The sequence below is a fragment of the Wenzhouxiangella marina genome, from assembly GCF_001187785.1.
GTDB classification, from domain to species: domain Bacteria; phylum Pseudomonadota; class Gammaproteobacteria; order Xanthomonadales; family Wenzhouxiangellaceae; genus Wenzhouxiangella; species Wenzhouxiangella marina.
The window spans coordinates 1,056,759-1,073,574 of sequence record NZ_CP012154.1; the positions used below are offsets into that span (position 1 = coordinate 1,056,759).

Genomic DNA, 16,816 nt, shown 5'->3' on the forward strand with positions numbered 1-16,816 from the left:
GTCGAGACTCAGGGGTCGGATTTGACGATCGAGAAATGGTCGCCGATCGAGCCGTCGATCCGGAGGTAGCGGCCGGTGAGTTCCAGCCCGTCGATGTCGAGGATCACGGCGCCGCCGGTCGCTTCGGAATGGGCCATCATCGGGTGATCCAGGGGCCCCGTCTGGGGCAGGGCAGACATGCCGGCGACCAGGTAGACGGTCCCACAGGACTCATCGCAGCGTCGGGGACGTCGGTAGGGATTGTCGACCGAACCATTCCCGTCGCCCATCAGGAACGAGTCATCGAAACGGTCGGCTGTGGTGTGGAAGCCTCCCACCATCCGGCTCCGCTCGTAGCCATGGCTGTGCCCGGCGATGATCAGGTCGACGCCGTGCTGCTCCAGGATCGGCATCCAGCGATCGCGAATGTCCAGCTGGCGCCAGTCGCTGCCCGAGGCTTCGTCGGCGTCGTTGGAGCCGCGCGAAAACGGCGCCCGATGGACGATCACGATGATCCAGTCGGCCTCCGTACGCGCCAGATCCTGGCGCAGCCAGCGTCCCATCGCTCCGTCCGGGTCGAGGCTGTGCTGCTCGCTGTCGAGCACGACGAAGTGCGCGTTGCCATGGTCGAAGGAATAGTAGAACTCGCTGCCGCTGGGCTCACCGCCGGCCTCACCACGGGTGGGCAGGTCGAAGATGCGTTCATAGGCTGTTCGTCTGGCATCGTGATTGCCGTGCGCTGGCCACAGGGGAACGAACGGCAGCTGCTCGGCGTAGGTGGCGAAGAACCCGTCCCGGAAGTCCCGATCGCGGCCGGACGGGTAGGCGTTGTCGCCGCTGGTCAGGATCAGATCGGGAAGGGGCCGTCCTTCTTCGATCGGGTTGGATTCCATCCAGGCCAGGGACTGGTCCCTGACCGCATGGGCGACCGGGTTGTTGACGCCAGGATCGCCCAGCAGCCAGAGGCGGTGCGGACCGGGGTCGCCGGGTGCTGGGGATGTTCTGAAGCTCGCCAGTGGCTCCGAAGCGGCCGAGTCGCCGAGCCGGTACTGGTAGCGTGTGGCTGGCGCGAGACCGCTCAGGCGAACGCGGTGATCCGTGCCCATCGCGCCATCGCCCTCGGCTTGCCATTCGGAAGCGCCTTCCGGGCGGAAAAAAACGCGCTCGGCAGTCGGTTCCTCGCTTCGCCAGCGAACGGTGATCGCATCGGGCGCCGGCGATTGCAGGAAGGGTCCGATCGGGCCGGAAGGGCGGGCGTCGAGGCGCAGTTCCGTGAAGCGGTACAGCGCGACGGCGGCGATCAAGGTCAGCAGACCGATCAGGACGAGCTTTCCGAAGCGAACGGCATTCAATTGAACTGACCCCTTGTGATCAGATAGTGACCGTCAAATGACGCTCATTCTAGTCGCCTTGCTCCACCAACAGATGGTGCGCCGATACATTCGCTTCAATGCCCTTCTGCTACGCTCGACGTCGAATTCGAAACGGACAGAACTGATGTCGATCCCAAGTTACCCCTACTATCTGGCCAATCGAGCCGTTCATGCCAACACGGATCTGGCGGTCGAGGACAAGCACTCGGGTGAGGTGGCCTATCGAGTCGCCAAGGCGGATGCGGACGCCCTTGAGCAGGCGATCGCCGCCGCCGAGCGCGCTGCCGCGCCGATGGCGGCTCTGCCCAGCCATAAGCGCCGCGATGTGCTGCTGCACTGCGTCGAGCGCTTCAAGGCGCGGCGCGACGAGCTGGCGGAGGTGCTGGTGGTCGAAGGCGGCAAGGTCATCAAGGATGCCAGAGGCGAAGTCCAGCGCCTGATCGAGACCTTCCAGATCGCCGCCGAGGAGTCGACGCGCGTCGGCGGCGAGGTGCTGCCGATGGACATCGCCGAGCGTACCGAGCGCTGGATGGGCATGACGAAGAAAGTGCCGATCGGGCCCGTGTCCCTGATCACGCCGTTCAATTTCCCCTACAACCTGGTCGCGCACAAGGTGGCACCGGCGATCGCCGCCGGCTGCCCCTTCGTGCTCAAGCCGGCGGACAAGACGCCGGTCGGCGCCCTGCTGATCGGGGAGATCCTCGCCGAGTGCGATCTGCCCGAAGGCGCCTTTTCCATTTTGCCCCTGGACGTCGAAGACGCCGCGCCCCTGACCGAGGACGAGCGCCTGAAGCTGCTGAGCTTCACGGGCTCGGACAAGGTCGGCTGGATGCTGAAGTCGAAGGCCGGCAAGAAACCGGTGGTGATGGAATTGGGTGGCAATGCCGCCTGTCTGGTCGATGCGGACGCGGACCTCGACGATGCGGTTGATCGCCTCGTCTTCGGCGCCTTCTACCAGTCCGGACAGAGCTGCATTTCCGTCCAGCGCGTGCAGGTGCACGAGTCGATCTACGATGAACTCAAGGCCCGACTGGTCGAGAAGGTGACGGCGCTGAAGGGCGGCGATCCGCGTGATCCGGAGACCTTCATCGGCCCGCTGATCACCGAACAGGACGCCGAGCGGGTGATGGACTGGATCCGGGAAGCCACCGATCAGGGCGCGGAGTTGCTCGTGGGTGGCGAGCGCCAGGGCCGCATCGTGACGCCGGCGGTGCTGGAGAAGGTCGGCCGCGAGTGCAAGCTCTACAACCAGGAAGTCTTCGGTCCGGTCATGGTGCTGGAGCCGTTCAGCGACTTCGACGCCGCCCTGGAGACGATCAACGATTCACGCTACGGCCTGCAGGCGGGCCTGTTCGTGCGCGACATCGGCAAGATCCGCAAGGCCTGGGATCGCCTGGACGTGGGCGGCGTGATCATCAACGACGTGCCGAGCTTCCGCGTGGATCACATGCCCTACGGCGGCGTGAAGGACTCGGGGCTCGGTCGTGAGGGCATCAAGTACGCCATCGAAGACATGACCGAGATTCGGCTCCTGGCCATTCGAGGCATCTAGAGCAGAACCTTTAAATCGCAAAGTAGCAAAGCGTAGAACCTTTAAATCGCTAAGCAGCGAAGATGGAAGAGCAAGACCTTTGAATCACGCTCGGGCGTTTTCCGTCCATCAGCTTCTTGCCTGCGGCAAACCGCTGAAGGACTCCAAACTGAGCTAAGCAGCGAAGCAGCAAAGAAGGCAACAAGAAGACCAGAAAAATCACAAAGCCTGAACGCGAAGACGCAAAGACGCCAAGGGAAAGATCAAGAGCAAGACCTTTGAATCACGCTCGGGCGTTTTCCGTCCATCAGCTTCTTGCCTGCGGCAAACCGCTGAAGGACTCCAAACTGAGCTAAGCAGCGAAGCAGCAAAGAGGGAAAAATTTCTTTGAAACAGAGGGTTGAATCTACTCTGCTTTTCCTTCGCGTCTTTGCGTCTTCGCGACTTAAGGATTCTGCTTTTGTCTTTTGATTTTCTTTGCTGCTTCGCTGCTTTGCGTTTTAAGGATTTTTCTCTTCTCGTGCTTTTCTTCGTGTTGAGGCAATACTTCTGGTTGCATTAGTAAGTGTTGAGGCCGAAGACCCAGACCATGAGGGTGTAGGCGGCGCCGACGATCAGGACGACGAACAGGGCGTTCAGCCACAGGCCGGCGCGGGCCATGGTGGGCACGTCGAGGTGGCCGGAGCCGTAGACGATGGCGTTGGGCGGGGTGGCGACGGGCAGCATGAAGGCGCAGGAGGCCGCGAGAGCGGCCGGGATCGCGAACAGCATCGGGTCCGCGCCCAGGCCGATCGCGGCCGCACCCAGGACCGGCAGAAAGGCGGCCGCCGTGGCGGTGTTGCTGGAAATTTCGGTCAGCAGCAGGATGACGGTCACGCTCAGGGCCAGCAGCAGCACCGTTGGCCAGCTCTCGAAGGCCAGGACGGCGCGGCCGATGGCCTCGTCCAGGCCGCTCGAGCCGATTGCGCTGGCCAGGCTGAGGCCACCCCCGAACAGCAGCAGGATGCCCCAGGGCAGATCGCGGAGTTCCGGCCAGGTCAGCAGGGCGCGGCCCTTGCCGGGCGCCGGGATCACGAACAGGGCGGTGGCGGCGGCGACGGCGATGCCGGCGTCACTCAGGCCGGGGAGCCAGTCCGACAGCCAGGGGCGCGTGATCCAGAGCGCGGCCGTCAGCATGAACACCAGTGCGATCCGCTTCTCTTCCGGGCTGACCGGGCCGAGGGCGCGTTGCTCCCGGTCGATCAGGGCCTGGCCGCCGGGCAGCTCGTGCGGATCGACCGGATAGACCCAGCGGGTCAGGATCAGATAGGCCAGGGGCAGGCCGATCATCACCAGGGGCAGGCCCAGCAGCATCCACTGGCCGAAGCCGATCTGGATGCCATGGGTTTCGAGCAGGTAGGCGGCCAGCAGGGCATTCGGCGGCGTGCCGATCAGGGTGCCGAGGCCGCCGATATTGCAGCCGTAGGCGATGCCGAGGAGCAGGGCGATGGTGAAATTGCGTTGCGTCTCCGTGTATTCGGAGGTGTCGGGCCCCGTCAACGAGATCAGGGACAGGCCGATCGGCAGCATCATCAGCGCCGTGGCCGTATTGCTGACCCATAGGCTGAGAAACGCCGAGGCGACCATGAAGCCCAGAATGATGCCTCGGGGGTGGGTGCCGACCCGGTCGATGATCCCCAGAGCGATGCGCTTGTGCAGGGACCAGCGCTGCATGCCCAGGGCAATCACGAAACCGCCCATGAACAGGAAGATCAGCGGGTTGGCGTAGGGCGCGGCGGTGTCCCGAATGCCCGAGACACCGGTGAGCGGAAACACGACCAGAGGCAGCAGGGCGGTGGCGGGGACCGGCACGGCCTCCGAGATCCACCAGGTCGCCATCCAGAGACCGAGGGCAGCGACCTGCCAGGCCGCCGGTTCCAGTCCCGCTGGCGCGGGCAGCCACTGCATCAGAATGAACAGGGCCGGTCCCAGCCAGAGGCCGATGCGCTGACGGCGGGAAGGGGTGGTTTTGTCTTGCGGGCAATCGTTCATGGCCGAGGATTATTGCAGCTTCCGGCTTGATTCCCAAAGTCGCCAACCCCACCCTGTGGATAAGTTGGATATCGATTGGGGAGTCAACCCGTTATGCGAATGGACAAACTGACCGCACGGTTTCAGCAGGCCTTGGCCGAGGCCCAGAGCCTGGCCGTGGGCATGGATCACGCGATGCTCGAGCCGGAGCACGTCATGGTGGCGCTCCTCGACCAGGAGGGCGGTGGAATCCGCGGCCTACTGACCCGTTCGGGTGCCCAGGTCAATGCCCTGCGCTCGGCGCTGGGTGAAAAGCTCGACAGCCTGCCGAAGGTCTCCGGTCAGGCCGGTCAGATCAATCTGTCGAACGACACGGGACGGGTGCTCAACCTGACCGACAAGATCGCGCAGCAGCGCGGTGATGCCTACATCGCCTCCGAGCTGTTCGTGCTCGCGGCACTGGACGCCAAGGTCAATCTCAGTCAGCTCCTGCATCAGGCCGGCGTGACGAAGAAGGCCGTCGAAGACGCCATCGAAGCCCTGCGCGGCGGCGAAACGGTCGACGACCCCAACGCCGAAGACAGCCGCGAGGCGCTGAAGAAGTACACCATCGATCTGACCGAGCGGGCCGAACAGTCGCGCCTCGATCCGGTCATCGGTCGCGACGAGGAGATCCGCCGCTGCATCCAGGTGTTGCAGCGTCGCACCAAGAACAACCCGGTGCTGATCGGCGAGCCGGGCGTCGGCAAGACCGCCATCGTCGAGGGTCTGGCCCAGCGCATCGTCAACGGCGAGGTGCCCGAGGGACTGCGGAACAAGCGCGTGCTGAGCCTGGATCTCGGTGCCCTGATCGCCGGGGCGAAGTTCCGCGGCGAATTCGAAGAGCGGCTCAAGGCGGTGCTGAACGATCTGAAGAAGCAGGAAGGCCAGATCATCCTGTTCATCGACGAGATCCACACGATGGTCGGCGCCGGCAAGGCGGAAGGCTCGATGGATGCGGGCAACATGCTCAAACCCGCCCTGGCGCGCGGTGAGTTGCATTGCGTCGGCGCCACCACCCTGAACGAGTACCGCGAGAACATCGAGAAGGACGCGGCCCTCGAACGCCGCTTCCAGAAGGTGTTGGTCGGCGAGCCCTCCGTCGAAGACACGATCGCGATCCTGCGTGGACTGCAGGAGCGCTACGAAGTCCACCACGGCGTCGACATCACCGATCCGGCGCTGGTGGCCGCCGCCACCCTGTCGAACCGCTACATCACCGATCGCAACCTGCCCGACAAGGCGATCGATCTGATGGACGAAGCGGCCAGCCGCATCCGCATGGAGATTGACTCCAAGCCCGAGGCCATGGATCGCCTCGAGCGCCGCCTGATCCAGCTGAAGATCCAGCGCGAGGCGCTCAACAAGGAAAAGGACGAGGCCTCGAAGAAGCGCCTGGCCGACCTGGAAGGCGAGATCGACGAACTCGAGCGCGAGTACGCGGACCTGGAGGAAGTCTGGAAGACCGAAAAGGCCTCGGTGCAGGACGCGACGCACATCAAGGAAGAGCTCGAACGGGCTCGCGCCGAGCTCGAGAACGCTCGCCGTGCCCAGGACCTCTCGCGCATGGCCGAGATCCAGCACGGGCGCATCCCGGAACTCGAGAAGCAGCTCGCCGAGGCCGAATCGGCCGAACGCACCGATCACTTCCAGCTGCTGCGCAACAAGGTCACCGAGGAAGAGATCGCCGAGGTGGTCAGCCGCTGGACCGGCATTCCCGTCTCGAAGATGCTCGAAGGCGAGCGCGACAAGCTGCTGCGCATGGAAGAGGCCCTGCATGATCGGGTGATCGGTCAGGACGAGGCGGTCAAGGCCGTGTCGGACGCGATTCGCCGTTCGCGTGCAGGCCTGGCCGATCCCAACCGGCCGAACGGGTCCTTCCTGTTCCTCGGCCCTACGGGCGTCGGCAAGACCGAGCTGTGCAAGTCCCTGGCCAGCTTCCTGTTCGATACGGAAGACGCGATGATCCGCATCGACATGTCGGAATTCATGGAAAAGCACGCCGTGTCCCGCTTGATCGGCGCCCCGCCTGGGTACGTTGGCTATGAAGAAGGCGGCTACCTGACCGAGGCGGTTCGCCGTCGGCCCTACTCGGTGATCCTCCTCGACGAGGTCGAGAAGGCGCACCCGGAAGTCTTCAATATCCTGCTGCAGGTGCTCGACGACGGTCGCCTGACCGATGGGCACGGTCGCACGGTCGATTTCCGCAACACGGTGATCGTCATGACCTCGAACCTGGGCTCGGACCGCATCCAGTCCATGCAGGGTGCCGATTACGAGGCGATGAAGTCCGCGGTGATGGAGGTCGTCGGCCAGCACTTCCGGCCCGAATTCATCAACCGGGTCGACGAGATCGTGGTCTTCCACCCCCTCGACCAGGCCCAGATCCGTCAGATCGCCGCGATCCAGATCCAGTACCTGGAAAAGCGACTGGCCGACCGCGACATCGGCTTCGAGATTTCCGATGCCGCCCTCGACCTGCTCGGCGAAGCCGGCTTCGACCCGGTCTACGGGGCAAGGCCGCTGAAGCGCGCCATCCAGCACCGACTCGAGAATCCCCTGGCGCAGAAGATCCTTGCTGGGGACTACGGTCCCGGTGACTCGATCCGGATCGATGCAGCTGACGGCGAGCTGATCTTCGGCAATTGAAGCAGGAGGGCGGCGATGCCGCCCGCCCCGCCCCGATAGCGAAAGGACAAGGTGACGCACTCGGACGCGGGTGCTAGCATCGCCGGATGGTCGGCTTTCTGCGCAAACACCTGTTCATCGTTCTCGGGGTCGCCCTGCCGCTGCTGCTGATCCTGTTCGTCTTCGTCGCACAGCAGGCCGCGCGCTGGGGCGTGCCGGCGCCGATCACGCCCGTGCTCTACCTCACCGACCCTCACTACAGCGGCAGCCAGTTCGTCCGCTGGACGGTTCGAGAGCAGCACCTCAAGCTGAGCGTCGTCGTGCCCGAGAATGCCTACCTGCCGCCGGCAGCCGTCGATCGCCCGGTCCGACTGGCCCTGTTCGATCCGCGCACCGACACGCTGGAAACCATCGAAGTGACCTTGCCCGAACCCTTGAAACCGGGGCTGCGGGCCGACCTGGCGCTGCCTCCGAGGCTTCAGGCCATTCGCCTGAGTGACGCGGCCGAGTCCCCCGACGGCTATCGATTCGAACAACGTTCGCGCCGTTCCGGTGGTCTGGTGGGGGCACTGTTCGGCCTGGGCGGGCGCCGCGCCGGGTATCAATTGGTTCGCGATGGGGTGGGGTACGAAGTACCGCCGGCCTCCGGTTACGTCTACCACAACAACGCCTTCATCGGCTGGGTGATCCATGACGAACAATCGAACTGAGGCTCTTCGCCGGATCGCCGAGCTGGCCCGTGAGCATCAGCTCAGCCGCAAGGAAATCAACGAGGTGCTGCCGCTGGACACCAGCGCCGCCAGCTGGGTTCGGCCCCTGCTGGCAACCCTGGGCGGGCTGTTCGTGCTCGCGGGTCTGCTGGCCGGCCTGCACCTGATCTGGGACGATCTGATGCCCCTGGCCCGGGTCGTGATCGTGTTCGGGACCGGGCTCTGTGCGCTGGTCATGGCGGTGGCGGCCTGCATTCAGATACGCTTCGAGCGGGCGGCTGCGCCCTTGTTTCTGCTGGCGGGCATCTTTCAGACCTCGGGCCTGGTCGTGCTTTTCCAGGAGTACGAGACTGCCTTGCCGGACGAAGTCGTGGCCATGCTCATTTCGGGCGCCCTGATGATCCAGTTCGGAGCCCTGTTCGCCTGGCTCAAGCGCGTCGATCTGCTGTTTCTGACCCTCGTGTTCGGCTCGGGCCTGTACATGGCCACCTGTGCCCAGCTGGATTTCGACGGCGAGTGGATCGTGTTCACCCTGGGCCTGTTCGGCCTGCTGCTGAGCTGGGGCCTGGAGCGGACCGCCTGGCGCAATCTCTGCCCGCTGGCCTGGGTCGCCTATGCGCTGTGCTTCGGCGGCGGCCTGTTCGCCCTGGTCGAAAGCCACGCGGTGGTCGACCTGCTGCTGATCGCCGCGGCGGCTGGATTGATCCAGATCAGCGTGGTCGTCGAGCGTCGCTCCCTGCTGGGCGTGTCCGTGCTGATGCTGCTGGTCTACCTCGGCTACTACACGGGTGAGTACTTTGCCGACACCCTGGGTTGGCCGATCGCCCTGATCCTGTTCGGTGCTGCGCTGCTGGCCGCGTCGGGCTACGCGATCAAGCTGGGGCAGCGGATGCGGAAATCCGGAGACCCATAGGCTTCTCGCATCGAGAAGATGATCACAGGGGGCCTGGCTGCTGCCTGGACGCCTCGATCTCGATCGCATAGCTCAGGCCGGTCTCCCGCGTGGCCTGGATGAAGGCACTGTTCTCGGAGTCGACTTCGAACAGGATTCGCGGGACATCGATGGACTGCCCATCGTGGACCAGTTCGATCGACAGCAGCACCTGGTTCGGGTCGTCCGGAAGCTCGTAGGACACGATGTAATCCAGGCTTCTCTGTCCTTGAAGCACGGTGGAGATTCGTGCCGGCTCAGCCTCGATCGTACCGACCGAAAACCGATGCTCGTGGACATCGCCCCGGTCCTGATCGGTGATCGTGGAGACGATCGTGAAATAGAGTCGCTCGGGTCCGGCGGTCGCTTCCGTGTCGTTGCTGGCCCAGAGCCATGGGCAGAGAGCGAGCAGCATCGCCAGGGCGAGGACTCGGCAGGCTGAACGGACGCTTTGCCGTATGGTGTTCGATTCGTGCATGACGAGATTCTCCGCCGGTTTGCCAACGAAATGCACGATATCGGGCAGGCCGGGGACGGTCAAGCCGGGTCGGGTGGCCCGGAGCTTCTAACTGCCCGTTGAAGGACTCGCGCGGTCGCTCGCGTATTCTCTGGATGCCAACTCCTCTCGATGTCAAGGAAGCTCTGAGCAATTGTGCTCGGGCCCGACCGATTTCATTACCTGACCGAAGAGGAGCAGGAGCGAGTCAGGATGATCGCGCGCGTCGAGGGCGCGTCCGCTGCGGGCGTGTGGCTGAGCCGGCGGCTCGGCCTGGATCCTGCCGACATACGCACGTTGCTCCTTGCGCTGCAACCGCCTGTGCGTCTACCCGACGGCACGCCCGCTCTGCTCAGGGCCTACGAGCAGCGCGTCAAGCATGCGACGCTGTTCGTGCTGGCCTTTCTCATCCTGGGCGGCGGCACGGGGCTGGCGTGCTTCGAGCCCGATACCTTCGTCACCCTGTGGTGGCCCGGCTGCTTGCTGCTGCTTCTGGCACTCTGGCTGTCGCGGCCCGCGCCCTACGGCCACCCGGGTTTGATCATGATCGGGATCGTCCTGATTCCGATCTCCGGGGTGGTGGCGGTGGCACTGGGCCAATCGCAGGACGAGATCCCGATCCTCGGACTGCCGCTGATCCTGCTCAGCCTGATCTGCCTGGCCTTCGGGATGGCCGAGGCCCTGTTCGCCCACCGAGTGCCGCCCGGGGCAGCTTCTGCGGCTGCGGTGCGCCGGCATCGTGTTTCCCGCCGCATCGCCCGTATCGTACTGGCCAGCTACGTCCTGGCGCCGATCCTGGCGCTCAATGTTCAGCTGGCCGAAGGCGGGGTCGTCGACGAGGCTGGCTTCAATGCGCTGTTTCGCTTCGGCCTGTTCCTGATCGTCGCCTCACCCGTGACAGCCCTGTTCTGCGTGCCGCTGGGTCGCTCGATCGGCGACGGGGTGCTGGCCCTGGTCACGCCCCTGGCTGCGGCCGTCTGGGTGCTGAAGTCCGGGGCTCACTTCGCGCCATCGCTGCTGCTGACCGAAGCGGCGGTGATCCAGCTTCTGGCCGTCTACCTGACGATTGTCGGTGGACTGGTTCGATTGAGTCTGTCACGGGGCGGTCGGCGCCGGTTGGCCGGAGCGGCCGGAATCTATCTGCTGCTGGTCGTGGGCCTGGTGCTGGGCTACGGCGCGCTTGGGCTCCTGAACGACACCTTGCTGGCCGGGCAGCCTCAACGAGCGTCCGGGGTCTGGGCCTTGCAGACCCTGGTCCCGGCCGCGTTGATCGCCGCGGCGGTCATTCGCCGGGGCGATTTCGACTTCGGTTTCGTACGCTGACCCGGTCGGCCGGATCGCGTCTGGCGGAGCTCAACGCTCGTGGGCGGTCACTCGAGGATGTATTCGATCGTGGTGACGACGCGAACGACCTTGATTTCCGGGGTGGACGGGTCGCGCTCCTCGATCGAGAAGAAGCCCTGGCGGGCCGAGCGGATCGGGCCGATCGTGGCCTCCGAGTCCGCGGCAAACTGGCTTGCGGCGCGGCGCGCATCGGCCGTGGCCTCGGCGATCATCTCGGGTTTGATGGCGTTCAGGCCGGTGAACAGGAACTGGGCGGCCTGGCCCCAGTTGGGCATCAGTACCACGCCCTGACCGACCAGCTCGGAGGACTCCTGCAGGGCGCGCTGGGTGGCGTCGATCTTGTCGGACTTCAGGGTCAGGCCGCGTTCGGCGGTGAAACGGTTGGCCGGTCGCTGGTTTTCCATGGAGTACAACCATTGATCGGTGATGCGCGGCGGGTTCGGGGTGATTTCCTCGTCGGTGAAGCCGCGCAGTTTGAGAAAGGCCGTCACGGCCTCGTCGGCCTCGGCCATGTTCGCCTGCAGCGCCTCGAGGCTGTTGCCGGTGAGCTGATAATTGATCGGCCAGATGGCCAGGTCGGCTTCGACCTCGCGTTCGGCCAGGCCCTTGACCTCGACGTAACGGTCGCTGATCCGGAAGTCTCGAATCGCCGCGCCGACGATCACGGCGGCGATGACGAAACCAACGGCCAGCAGCGCCGAGCCGATCCAACGATGTTCTGATGCCATGTCCAGTGCTCGCCAATTCCTATGTTCTTGCCCATCATACGCTTTCGATGGCGCACCATGAAGGCTCTGCCCTGGTCGAGGCTGCGGGGAAGGCCAGGGCCTGGACCGTCGGGGCTGTGACCCCGACCTGCCTTACAATCGCGCCATGTGCCTGATCGCCTTTTCCTTCAACCCCGATGCGTCGCCGTACCTCGTGCTCGTGGCCAATCGGGACGAGTTCCATGCGCGATCGACCGCGCCGCTGGCCTGGTGGGAAGGGAAGAGCAGCATCCTGGCCGGTCGGGATCTGCAGGCGGGCGGGACCTGGCTGGGCACGCGGCGGGATGGCCGCTGGGCCGCCGTGACCAATGTCCGAGATCCCGCGGCACCGCCTGGCCGTGAATCGAGGGGGGCGTTGCCATTGGATTTTCTCGAGGGCGATCGCTCTCCGGAGACCTACGCACGTCAGATCGAGTCGCGGCGGGCGGACTTCGGCCCGTTCAATCTGCTGGTCGGCGATTCCGGGACGGTCTGGTACGTGAGTTCCAGCGGTCCCGCCCTGCCGGTCGAACCCGGCGTCCATGCCTTGTCCAATGGTCGGCTCGATTCGCCATGGCCGAAAAGCCAGCGCGTGTCCAGAGCCCTGAAGGGGCTGCTCGCGAGCGAGTCGGTGATCGAGGTCGATGCGGACCGATGGTTCCATCTGATGCAGGATCGCGAGCCCGCGCCGGATGAGGCCCTGCCCGACACGGGTGTGGGCCTGGAGATGGAGCGATTCCTGTCGTCGCCCTTCATCCTCTCCGAACGCTACGGAACCCGAAGCAGCAGTCTGCTGGTTCTCGGGGAAGACTCGGGGCTCGCCATCGAGCGGCGCTGGTCGCCTGCGGGAACGGTGCTGGGCCAACTGGAATATCGTTGGCCCGGCCCGTCGGCCGCCTGACTCAGAGGCTCTCGGACGCGAAGTCGGCCAGGCGAGAACGCTCGCCACGCCTGAGCGTGATGTGTCCCGCGTGCGGCCAGTACTTGAAGCGGTCGACGGCGAAGGTCAGGCCCGAGGTCGTTTCCGTCAGATAGGGCGTGTCGATCTGCTCGACATTGCCCAGGCAGACGATCTTCGTGCCCGGACCGGCGCGGGTGATCAGGGTCTTCATCTGCTTCGGCGTCAGGTTCTGCGCCTCGTCGATGATCAGGTAGCGATTGAGGAAGGTCCGGCCGCGCATGAAGTTCAGGGACCGGATCTTGATGCGCGAGGCCAGCAGGTCGTTGGTCGCCGCGCGGCCCCATTCGCCGTCCTGATCGTCGCTTTCGGTCAGCACCTCGAGGTTGTCGGTCAGCGCACCCATCCAGGGCGTCATCTTCTCTTCCTCGGTGCCGGGCAGGAAGCCGATGTCCTCGCCGACGGAGACGGTCACGCGGGTCATGACGATCTCGCGGTAGATCTTGTTGTCCAGGGTCTGGGCCAGGCCGGCGGCCAGGGCCAGCAGGGTCTTGCCCGTGCCGGCGGTGCCGAGCAGGGTGACGAAGTCGATGTCCGGATCCATCAGCAGGTTGAGCGCGAAGTTCTGCTCCGGATTGCGCGCCATGATGCCCCAGACGCCGTTTGGCGGCCGCCGGTAGTCGTGTGCGACTTCGAGCACGAGTTCATCGCCCGACACTTCGCGAACCAGGGCCTCGAGACCGTTCTCGCCCGTCAGTCGCAGGCACTGGTTGGGGTGCCAGTCATCGTCGGGGCGCCGCCCCATGCGGTAGTAGGTGCGGCCTTCCTCGGTCCAGGAATCACGCGTGCCGTGCTGGTCCCAGAAGCCGTTGTCGAGCTCGAGCATGCCCGTGTAGAGCAGGCTCAGATCGTCCAGGGCGCGGTCGTTGTGATAGTCCTCGGCGGGAATGCCGTGGATGGCGGCCTTGATGCGCAGGTTGATGTCCTTGGACACCAGGATGACATCGCGATCGCTGTGCCGCCGGGTCAGGTTCAGGGCCGCCAGCAGGATTTCGTTGTCGGCCAGCGAGCGGTCACCGACCAGGCTGGAGCCGTCATCGAGGCGTTCGGTCTGGAAGTACAGCCGTCCGCTGCCGACCTTGAGGTCGAGTCCTTCGGGCTCGCGGATCGGCAGACCGTCCTCGATGGCCTGGCCCTCGGCCATCATCTCGCCGATGAAGCGACTGACCTGGCGGACGTTGCGGGCGACTTCCGACACCCCCTTCTTGGCTCGGTCGAGCTCTTCGAGGACCATCATCGGCAGATAGATGTCGTGTTCGGCGAAGCGGAACAGGGAGGTCGGATCGTGCATCAGCACATTGGTGTCGAGCAGGTACAGGCGCGGGCGTTCAGGCATCAGGCCGGGCTCCGGTCAGTTTGAAAGAGGACAGGGCGGTGGCGGCTCAGGCCAGTTCACGAACCGCTTCGAGCACGGCTTCGACGTGGCCGGGAACGCGGACCTTGCGCCACTCCTGAACCAGCTTGCCCCTGGCGTCGAACAGGAAGGTCGAGCGCTCGATGCCCATGACCTTCTTGCCGTACATGTTCTTTTCCTTGATCACGTCGAACTCATTGCAGAGCTTCTCTTCCGTATCGGCCAGCAGCGGAAAGGGGAATTCCTGCTTGGCGGCGAACCTTTCGTGGCTGGCCAGGGTGTCGCGCGAGACGCCCACGATCTCGCAGCCCAGCGCCTGGAACTCCTCGTAGTGGTCCCGGAAGCCCTGACCCTGCTTGGTGCAGCCCGGCGTGTTGTCGCGCGGATAGAAGTAGACCACCAGGGCCTGGCCCTTGAAATCGGCCAACTTGAGCTCGCGATCGCCGGTGGCGGGAAGGGTGGTTTTCGAGAGTTTGGGAGTGTTTTCGGCCATGGATATAAAATATTCGTTAATTCAGGAACTTGAGTGGAAGCTCATTCCGCCGGCGCGCGCTGCATCGGTTAGAATGATGGCTCAAAGGTAGCACACTCGCGTTGGCATTCGACTGCGCGATCGGCCCCGCCCAATCGGATCGTTGATCAATCGAGGAACGGTATGTTTTCTGGCTCCATCGTGGCTCTGGTCACGCCCTTCAAGACGGACGGCTCCCTGGATGAATCGGCCTGGATCGGCCTGCTCGACTGGCACCTGGCCTCCGGGACCGATGGGGTGGTCGTGGTCGGCACCACGGGCGAATCGGCCACCGTCAGCAACGAGGAGTTCGAGCGTCTGCTGGCGCTGGCGGTCGAGCGCGTGGGCGGCCGGATGGCGATTCTGGCCGGCACCGGCAGTTCGTCGACGCAGCAGACCATCGAGCGCACCGCCCGGGCGGCGGCGCTCGGCGCGGATGCGGCCCTCGTCGTCACCCCGGCCTACAACCGCCCGACGCAGCGGGGCCTGGAAGCGCACTATCGCGCGGTGGCCGATGCGGCGTCGATTCCGGTGGTGCTCTACAACGTCCCCGCGCGAACGGCCTGCGACCTGCTGCCGGAAACGGTGGCAAGGCTGGCCGATCACGAGCGGATCGTGGCGATCAAGGAAGCGGTCGGCGATGCCGATCGAGTCGCGGCGCTCGTCGAGACCGGGCTGACGGTGCTCAGCGGTGACGATCCGACCTGCTGCGAGCGCATGCTGGCCGGCGCGAAAGGCGTGATTTCCGTGGCGGCCAATGTCGTGCCGGCTCGCTTCGCCAGGCTCTGCCACCTGGCCCTCGACGGAGATGCCGACGGTGCCCGGACCATCGATCGCGCCCTGGCCGAGCTCTACTCGTTTCTCGGAGTCGAGCCGAATCCGGTGCCGGTCAAGTGGCTGCTGCACCGCATGGGGCGTCTGGAGGACGCGCTGCGCCTGCCGCTGGTCAGCCTCGATGCGAGGCACCGGGCCGCGGCTGATGCACTGATCAGGGCCCAGCAACTGGACGTCGTCTCCGATGTTGCCTAAACTGGGCGGCTGCACCGCCGCTGGCAAACCACCCGTGACCAACAGGACCAAGGGGTCAATGAATTTCTACCGACTTTGTTCGATTGCGCTCGTCGCCAGTCTTATGGCCGGTTGCTTCAACCGGGACCGCCAGCCGATCTACGTGCAGAGCGAGGAGGTGCCGCCGATCGAGGTGCCCGAGGACCTGTCCCTGCCGGACGTGCGCCAGACCTACGATATTCCGGGCACCTACCTGCCCCAGCTGGCGGCGATGGGTAACGAGGCGCGCCCGCCGGTGGTGCTGTCCAGCGCCGAAGCCGAGGCTTCCCGTTCGCACATCCGCTTCGGCCCGACGGGCCTGTATCTCGAAGTGGAAGACGAAGCCAGCAGCGTCTGGCGTCGACTGAGTTTTACCCTCAACCGGGGTGGCATGAGCGTGCGGCAGGTCAACGAGGACGCCATGCGCTACCGCTTCGATTTCCGCCACGATCCGGTCGAGATCGAGCGCAGCGGCATGTCGCGCCTGGCCTTCTGGCGTTCCGGCGAGATCCTGGATTACAGCGGTGCCTACCAGGCCGAATTGCAGCCGGACGGTGCCAACACGCGCGTCGTCCTGCTGGGGGGCGATGGCGAGATCCTTGACATGGATCGCGCCGAGTTCGTGCTGGCGGTGCTGCGCGAGCGATTGGGCTGAGCCTCGCGCCCTCGATGCCTTGATCGCCGGGCAGCGCCTGGCTGCCCGAGCCGCTCAGCGCTCCAGATACTTCAACTTGCCCGGCACGCCGTCCCACTCCTTGGCGTCTTCCGGATGGGGCTTCATTTCACTGATCACCGGCCATTCCCGACTCAGTTCGGCGTTGAGCTCCAGGAAGGCTTCCTGACCGGCGGGAATGTCATCTTCCGGCACGATGGCTTCAGCCGGGCACTCGGGCTCGCAGAGCGTGCAGTCGATACACTCTTCCGGGTCGATGACCAGGAAGTTCGGTCCCTCGTGGAAACAGTCGACGGGACAGACTTCCACGCAGTCGGTGTATTTGCACTTGATGCAGTTCTCGATAACGACAAAGGTCATGCGGCCGGTTCCTCGGATTTCCCTGGCTGGCGAGCGGCTGTGATGCCATCCGCGGTGATGCTAGAATGCGCCGCGTATTCTACCAAACCGGGCCCTGGCCCGTTCACCCGCCACCAGCTGTCCCAA

At 64.9% G+C, this 16,816-nt stretch carries 15 protein-coding genes; 8 read left to right on the plus strand and 7 right to left on the minus strand.

Features of this window, described 5'->3' with window-relative positions:
• Window positions 1-8: 8 nt before the first annotated feature.
• Window positions 9-1,331 carry a purple acid phosphatase family protein gene (locus WM2015_RS04515; RefSeq protein WP_049724926.1) on the minus strand — a complete coding sequence of 441 codons (1,323 nt, stop codon included), beginning with the start codon at window positions 1,329-1,331 and terminating at the stop codon, window positions 9-11.
• A gap of 145 nt (window positions 1,332-1,476) precedes the next feature.
• Here WM2015_RS04515 and WM2015_RS04520 point away from each other — a divergent pair, with 145 nt between their 5' ends.
• On the plus strand, window positions 1,477-2,904 hold the full coding sequence (locus WM2015_RS04520; protein ID WP_049724927.1) for an aldehyde dehydrogenase family protein: 1,428 nt from the start codon (window positions 1,477-1,479) through the stop codon (window positions 2,902-2,904).
• A gap of 537 nt (window positions 2,905-3,441) precedes the next feature.
• Here the strand turns inward: WM2015_RS04520 and WM2015_RS04525 are convergent.
• Entirely contained in the window at window positions 3,442-4,914 is a 1,473-nt protein-coding gene (locus WM2015_RS04525) for an SLC13 family permease (protein WP_049724928.1), read from the minus strand.
• 99 nt (window positions 4,915-5,013) lie between these two features.
• On the opposite strand from WM2015_RS04525, the gene clpB reads away from it, so the two are divergent.
• From clpB to WM2015_RS04540, 3 genes are all read left to right on the plus strand, one after another.
• Window positions 5,014-7,581, plus strand: coding sequence for an ATP-dependent chaperone ClpB (clpB, locus tag WM2015_RS04530; protein ID WP_049724929.1), 2,568 nt, complete (start codon window positions 5,014-5,016; stop codon window positions 7,579-7,581).
• Between the two features lie 86 nt (window positions 7,582-7,667).
• Entirely contained in the window at window positions 7,668-8,270 is a 603-nt protein-coding gene (locus WM2015_RS04535) for a hypothetical protein (protein ID WP_049724930.1), read from the plus strand.
• Window positions 8,251-9,183, plus strand: a complete 933-nt coding sequence (locus tag WM2015_RS04540) for a hypothetical protein (RefSeq protein ID WP_049724931.1) — start codon at window positions 8,251-8,253, stop codon at window positions 9,181-9,183. The genes WM2015_RS04535 and WM2015_RS04540 overlap by 20 nt, the downstream gene beginning before the upstream one ends.
• Before the next feature lie 22 nt (window positions 9,184-9,205).
• Here WM2015_RS04540 and WM2015_RS04545 read toward each other — a convergent pair whose 3' ends face one another.
• Window positions 9,206-9,679, minus strand: coding sequence for a hypothetical protein (locus WM2015_RS04545; protein WP_156200860.1), 474 nt, complete (start codon window positions 9,677-9,679; stop codon window positions 9,206-9,208).
• Window positions 9,680-9,910: 231 nt separating this feature from the next.
• Between WM2015_RS04545 and WM2015_RS04550 the strand changes: the two genes are divergently transcribed.
• Complete coding sequence (locus WM2015_RS04550; protein ID WP_156200862.1) at window positions 9,911-11,020, plus strand: hypothetical protein; 1,110 nt, start codon at window positions 9,911-9,913, stop codon at window positions 11,018-11,020.
• A gap of 47 nt (window positions 11,021-11,067) precedes the next feature.
• Here WM2015_RS04550 and WM2015_RS04555 read toward each other — a convergent pair whose 3' ends face one another.
• Window positions 11,068-11,769, minus strand: coding sequence for an SIMPL domain-containing protein (locus WM2015_RS04555; RefSeq protein ID WP_049724934.1), 702 nt, complete (start codon window positions 11,767-11,769; stop codon window positions 11,068-11,070).
• Between the two features lie 145 nt (window positions 11,770-11,914).
• Here WM2015_RS04555 and WM2015_RS04560 point away from each other — a divergent pair, with 145 nt between their 5' ends.
• Complete coding sequence (locus tag WM2015_RS04560; protein ID WP_049724935.1) at window positions 11,915-12,688, plus strand: NRDE family protein; 774 nt, start codon at window positions 11,915-11,917, stop codon at window positions 12,686-12,688.
• A gap of 1 nt (window position 12,689) precedes the next feature.
• Here WM2015_RS04560 and WM2015_RS04565 read toward each other — a convergent pair whose 3' ends face one another.
• On the minus strand, window positions 12,690-14,081 hold the full coding sequence (locus WM2015_RS04565; protein WP_049724936.1) for a PhoH family protein: 1,392 nt from the start codon (window positions 14,079-14,081) through the stop codon (window positions 12,690-12,692).
• A gap of 46 nt (window positions 14,082-14,127) precedes the next feature.
• Window positions 14,128-14,598 carry a peroxiredoxin gene (locus WM2015_RS04570; RefSeq protein WP_211260987.1) on the minus strand — a complete coding sequence of 157 codons (471 nt, stop codon included), beginning with the start codon at window positions 14,596-14,598 and terminating at the stop codon, window positions 14,128-14,130.
• A 156-nt stretch (window positions 14,599-14,754) separates the two neighbouring features.
• Here WM2015_RS04570 and dapA point away from each other — a divergent pair, with 156 nt between their 5' ends.
• Together dapA and WM2015_RS04580 are read left to right on the plus strand one after the other, a co-directional pair.
• Window positions 14,755-15,639 (plus strand): 4-hydroxy-tetrahydrodipicolinate synthase, encoded by an 885-nt coding sequence (gene dapA / locus WM2015_RS04575; RefSeq protein WP_049724938.1) that lies wholly within the window; start codon window positions 14,755-14,757, stop codon window positions 15,637-15,639.
• A 58-nt stretch (window positions 15,640-15,697) separates the two neighbouring features.
• Window positions 15,698-16,312 (plus strand): outer membrane protein assembly factor BamC, encoded by a 615-nt coding sequence (locus tag WM2015_RS04580; RefSeq protein WP_169751097.1) that lies wholly within the window; start codon window positions 15,698-15,700, stop codon window positions 16,310-16,312.
• Window positions 16,313-16,366: 54 nt separating this feature from the next.
• Here the strand turns inward: WM2015_RS04580 and fdxA are convergent, their stop codons facing one another.
• Window positions 16,367-16,690, minus strand: coding sequence for a ferredoxin FdxA (fdxA, locus tag WM2015_RS04585; protein ID WP_049724940.1), 324 nt, complete (start codon window positions 16,688-16,690; stop codon window positions 16,367-16,369).
• Window positions 16,691-16,816 lie beyond the last annotated feature (126 nt).

Excerpts from the sequence above, each read along its gene's own strand:
- WM2015_RS04520 (WP_049724927.1), top strand. The coding sequence starts at position 1,477 with ATGTCGATCCCAAGTTACCCCTACTATCTGGCCAATCGAGCCGTTCAT.
- WM2015_RS04525 (WP_049724928.1), bottom strand. The coding sequence starts at position 4,914 with ATGAACGATTGCCCGCAAGACAAAACCACCCCTTCCCGCCGTCAGCGC.
- clpB (WP_049724929.1), top strand. The coding sequence starts at position 5,014 with ATGGACAAACTGACCGCACGGTTTCAGCAGGCCTTGGCCGAGGCCCAG.
- WM2015_RS04535 (WP_049724930.1), top strand. The coding sequence starts at position 7,668 with ATGGTCGGCTTTCTGCGCAAACACCTGTTCATCGTTCTCGGGGTCGCC.
- WM2015_RS04540 (WP_049724931.1), top strand. The coding sequence starts at position 8,251 with ATGACGAACAATCGAACTGAGGCTCTTCGCCGGATCGCCGAGCTGGCC.
- WM2015_RS04545 (WP_156200860.1), bottom strand. The coding sequence starts at position 9,679 with ATGCACGAATCGAACACCATACGGCAAAGCGTCCGTTCAGCCTGCCGA.
- WM2015_RS04550 (WP_156200862.1), top strand. The coding sequence starts at position 9,911 with ATGATCGCGCGCGTCGAGGGCGCGTCCGCTGCGGGCGTGTGGCTGAGC.
- WM2015_RS04555 (WP_049724934.1), bottom strand. The coding sequence starts at position 11,769 with ATGGCATCAGAACATCGTTGGATCGGCTCGGCGCTGCTGGCCGTTGGT.
- WM2015_RS04560 (WP_049724935.1), top strand. The coding sequence starts at position 11,915 with ATGTGCCTGATCGCCTTTTCCTTCAACCCCGATGCGTCGCCGTACCTC.
- WM2015_RS04565 (WP_049724936.1), bottom strand. The coding sequence starts at position 14,081 with ATGCCTGAACGCCCGCGCCTGTACCTGCTCGACACCAATGTGCTGATG.
- dapA (WP_049724938.1), top strand. The coding sequence starts at position 14,755 with ATGTTTTCTGGCTCCATCGTGGCTCTGGTCACGCCCTTCAAGACGGAC.
- WM2015_RS04580 (WP_169751097.1), top strand. The coding sequence starts at position 15,698 with ATGAATTTCTACCGACTTTGTTCGATTGCGCTCGTCGCCAGTCTTATG.
- fdxA (WP_049724940.1), bottom strand. The coding sequence starts at position 16,690 with ATGACCTTTGTCGTTATCGAGAACTGCATCAAGTGCAAATACACCGAC.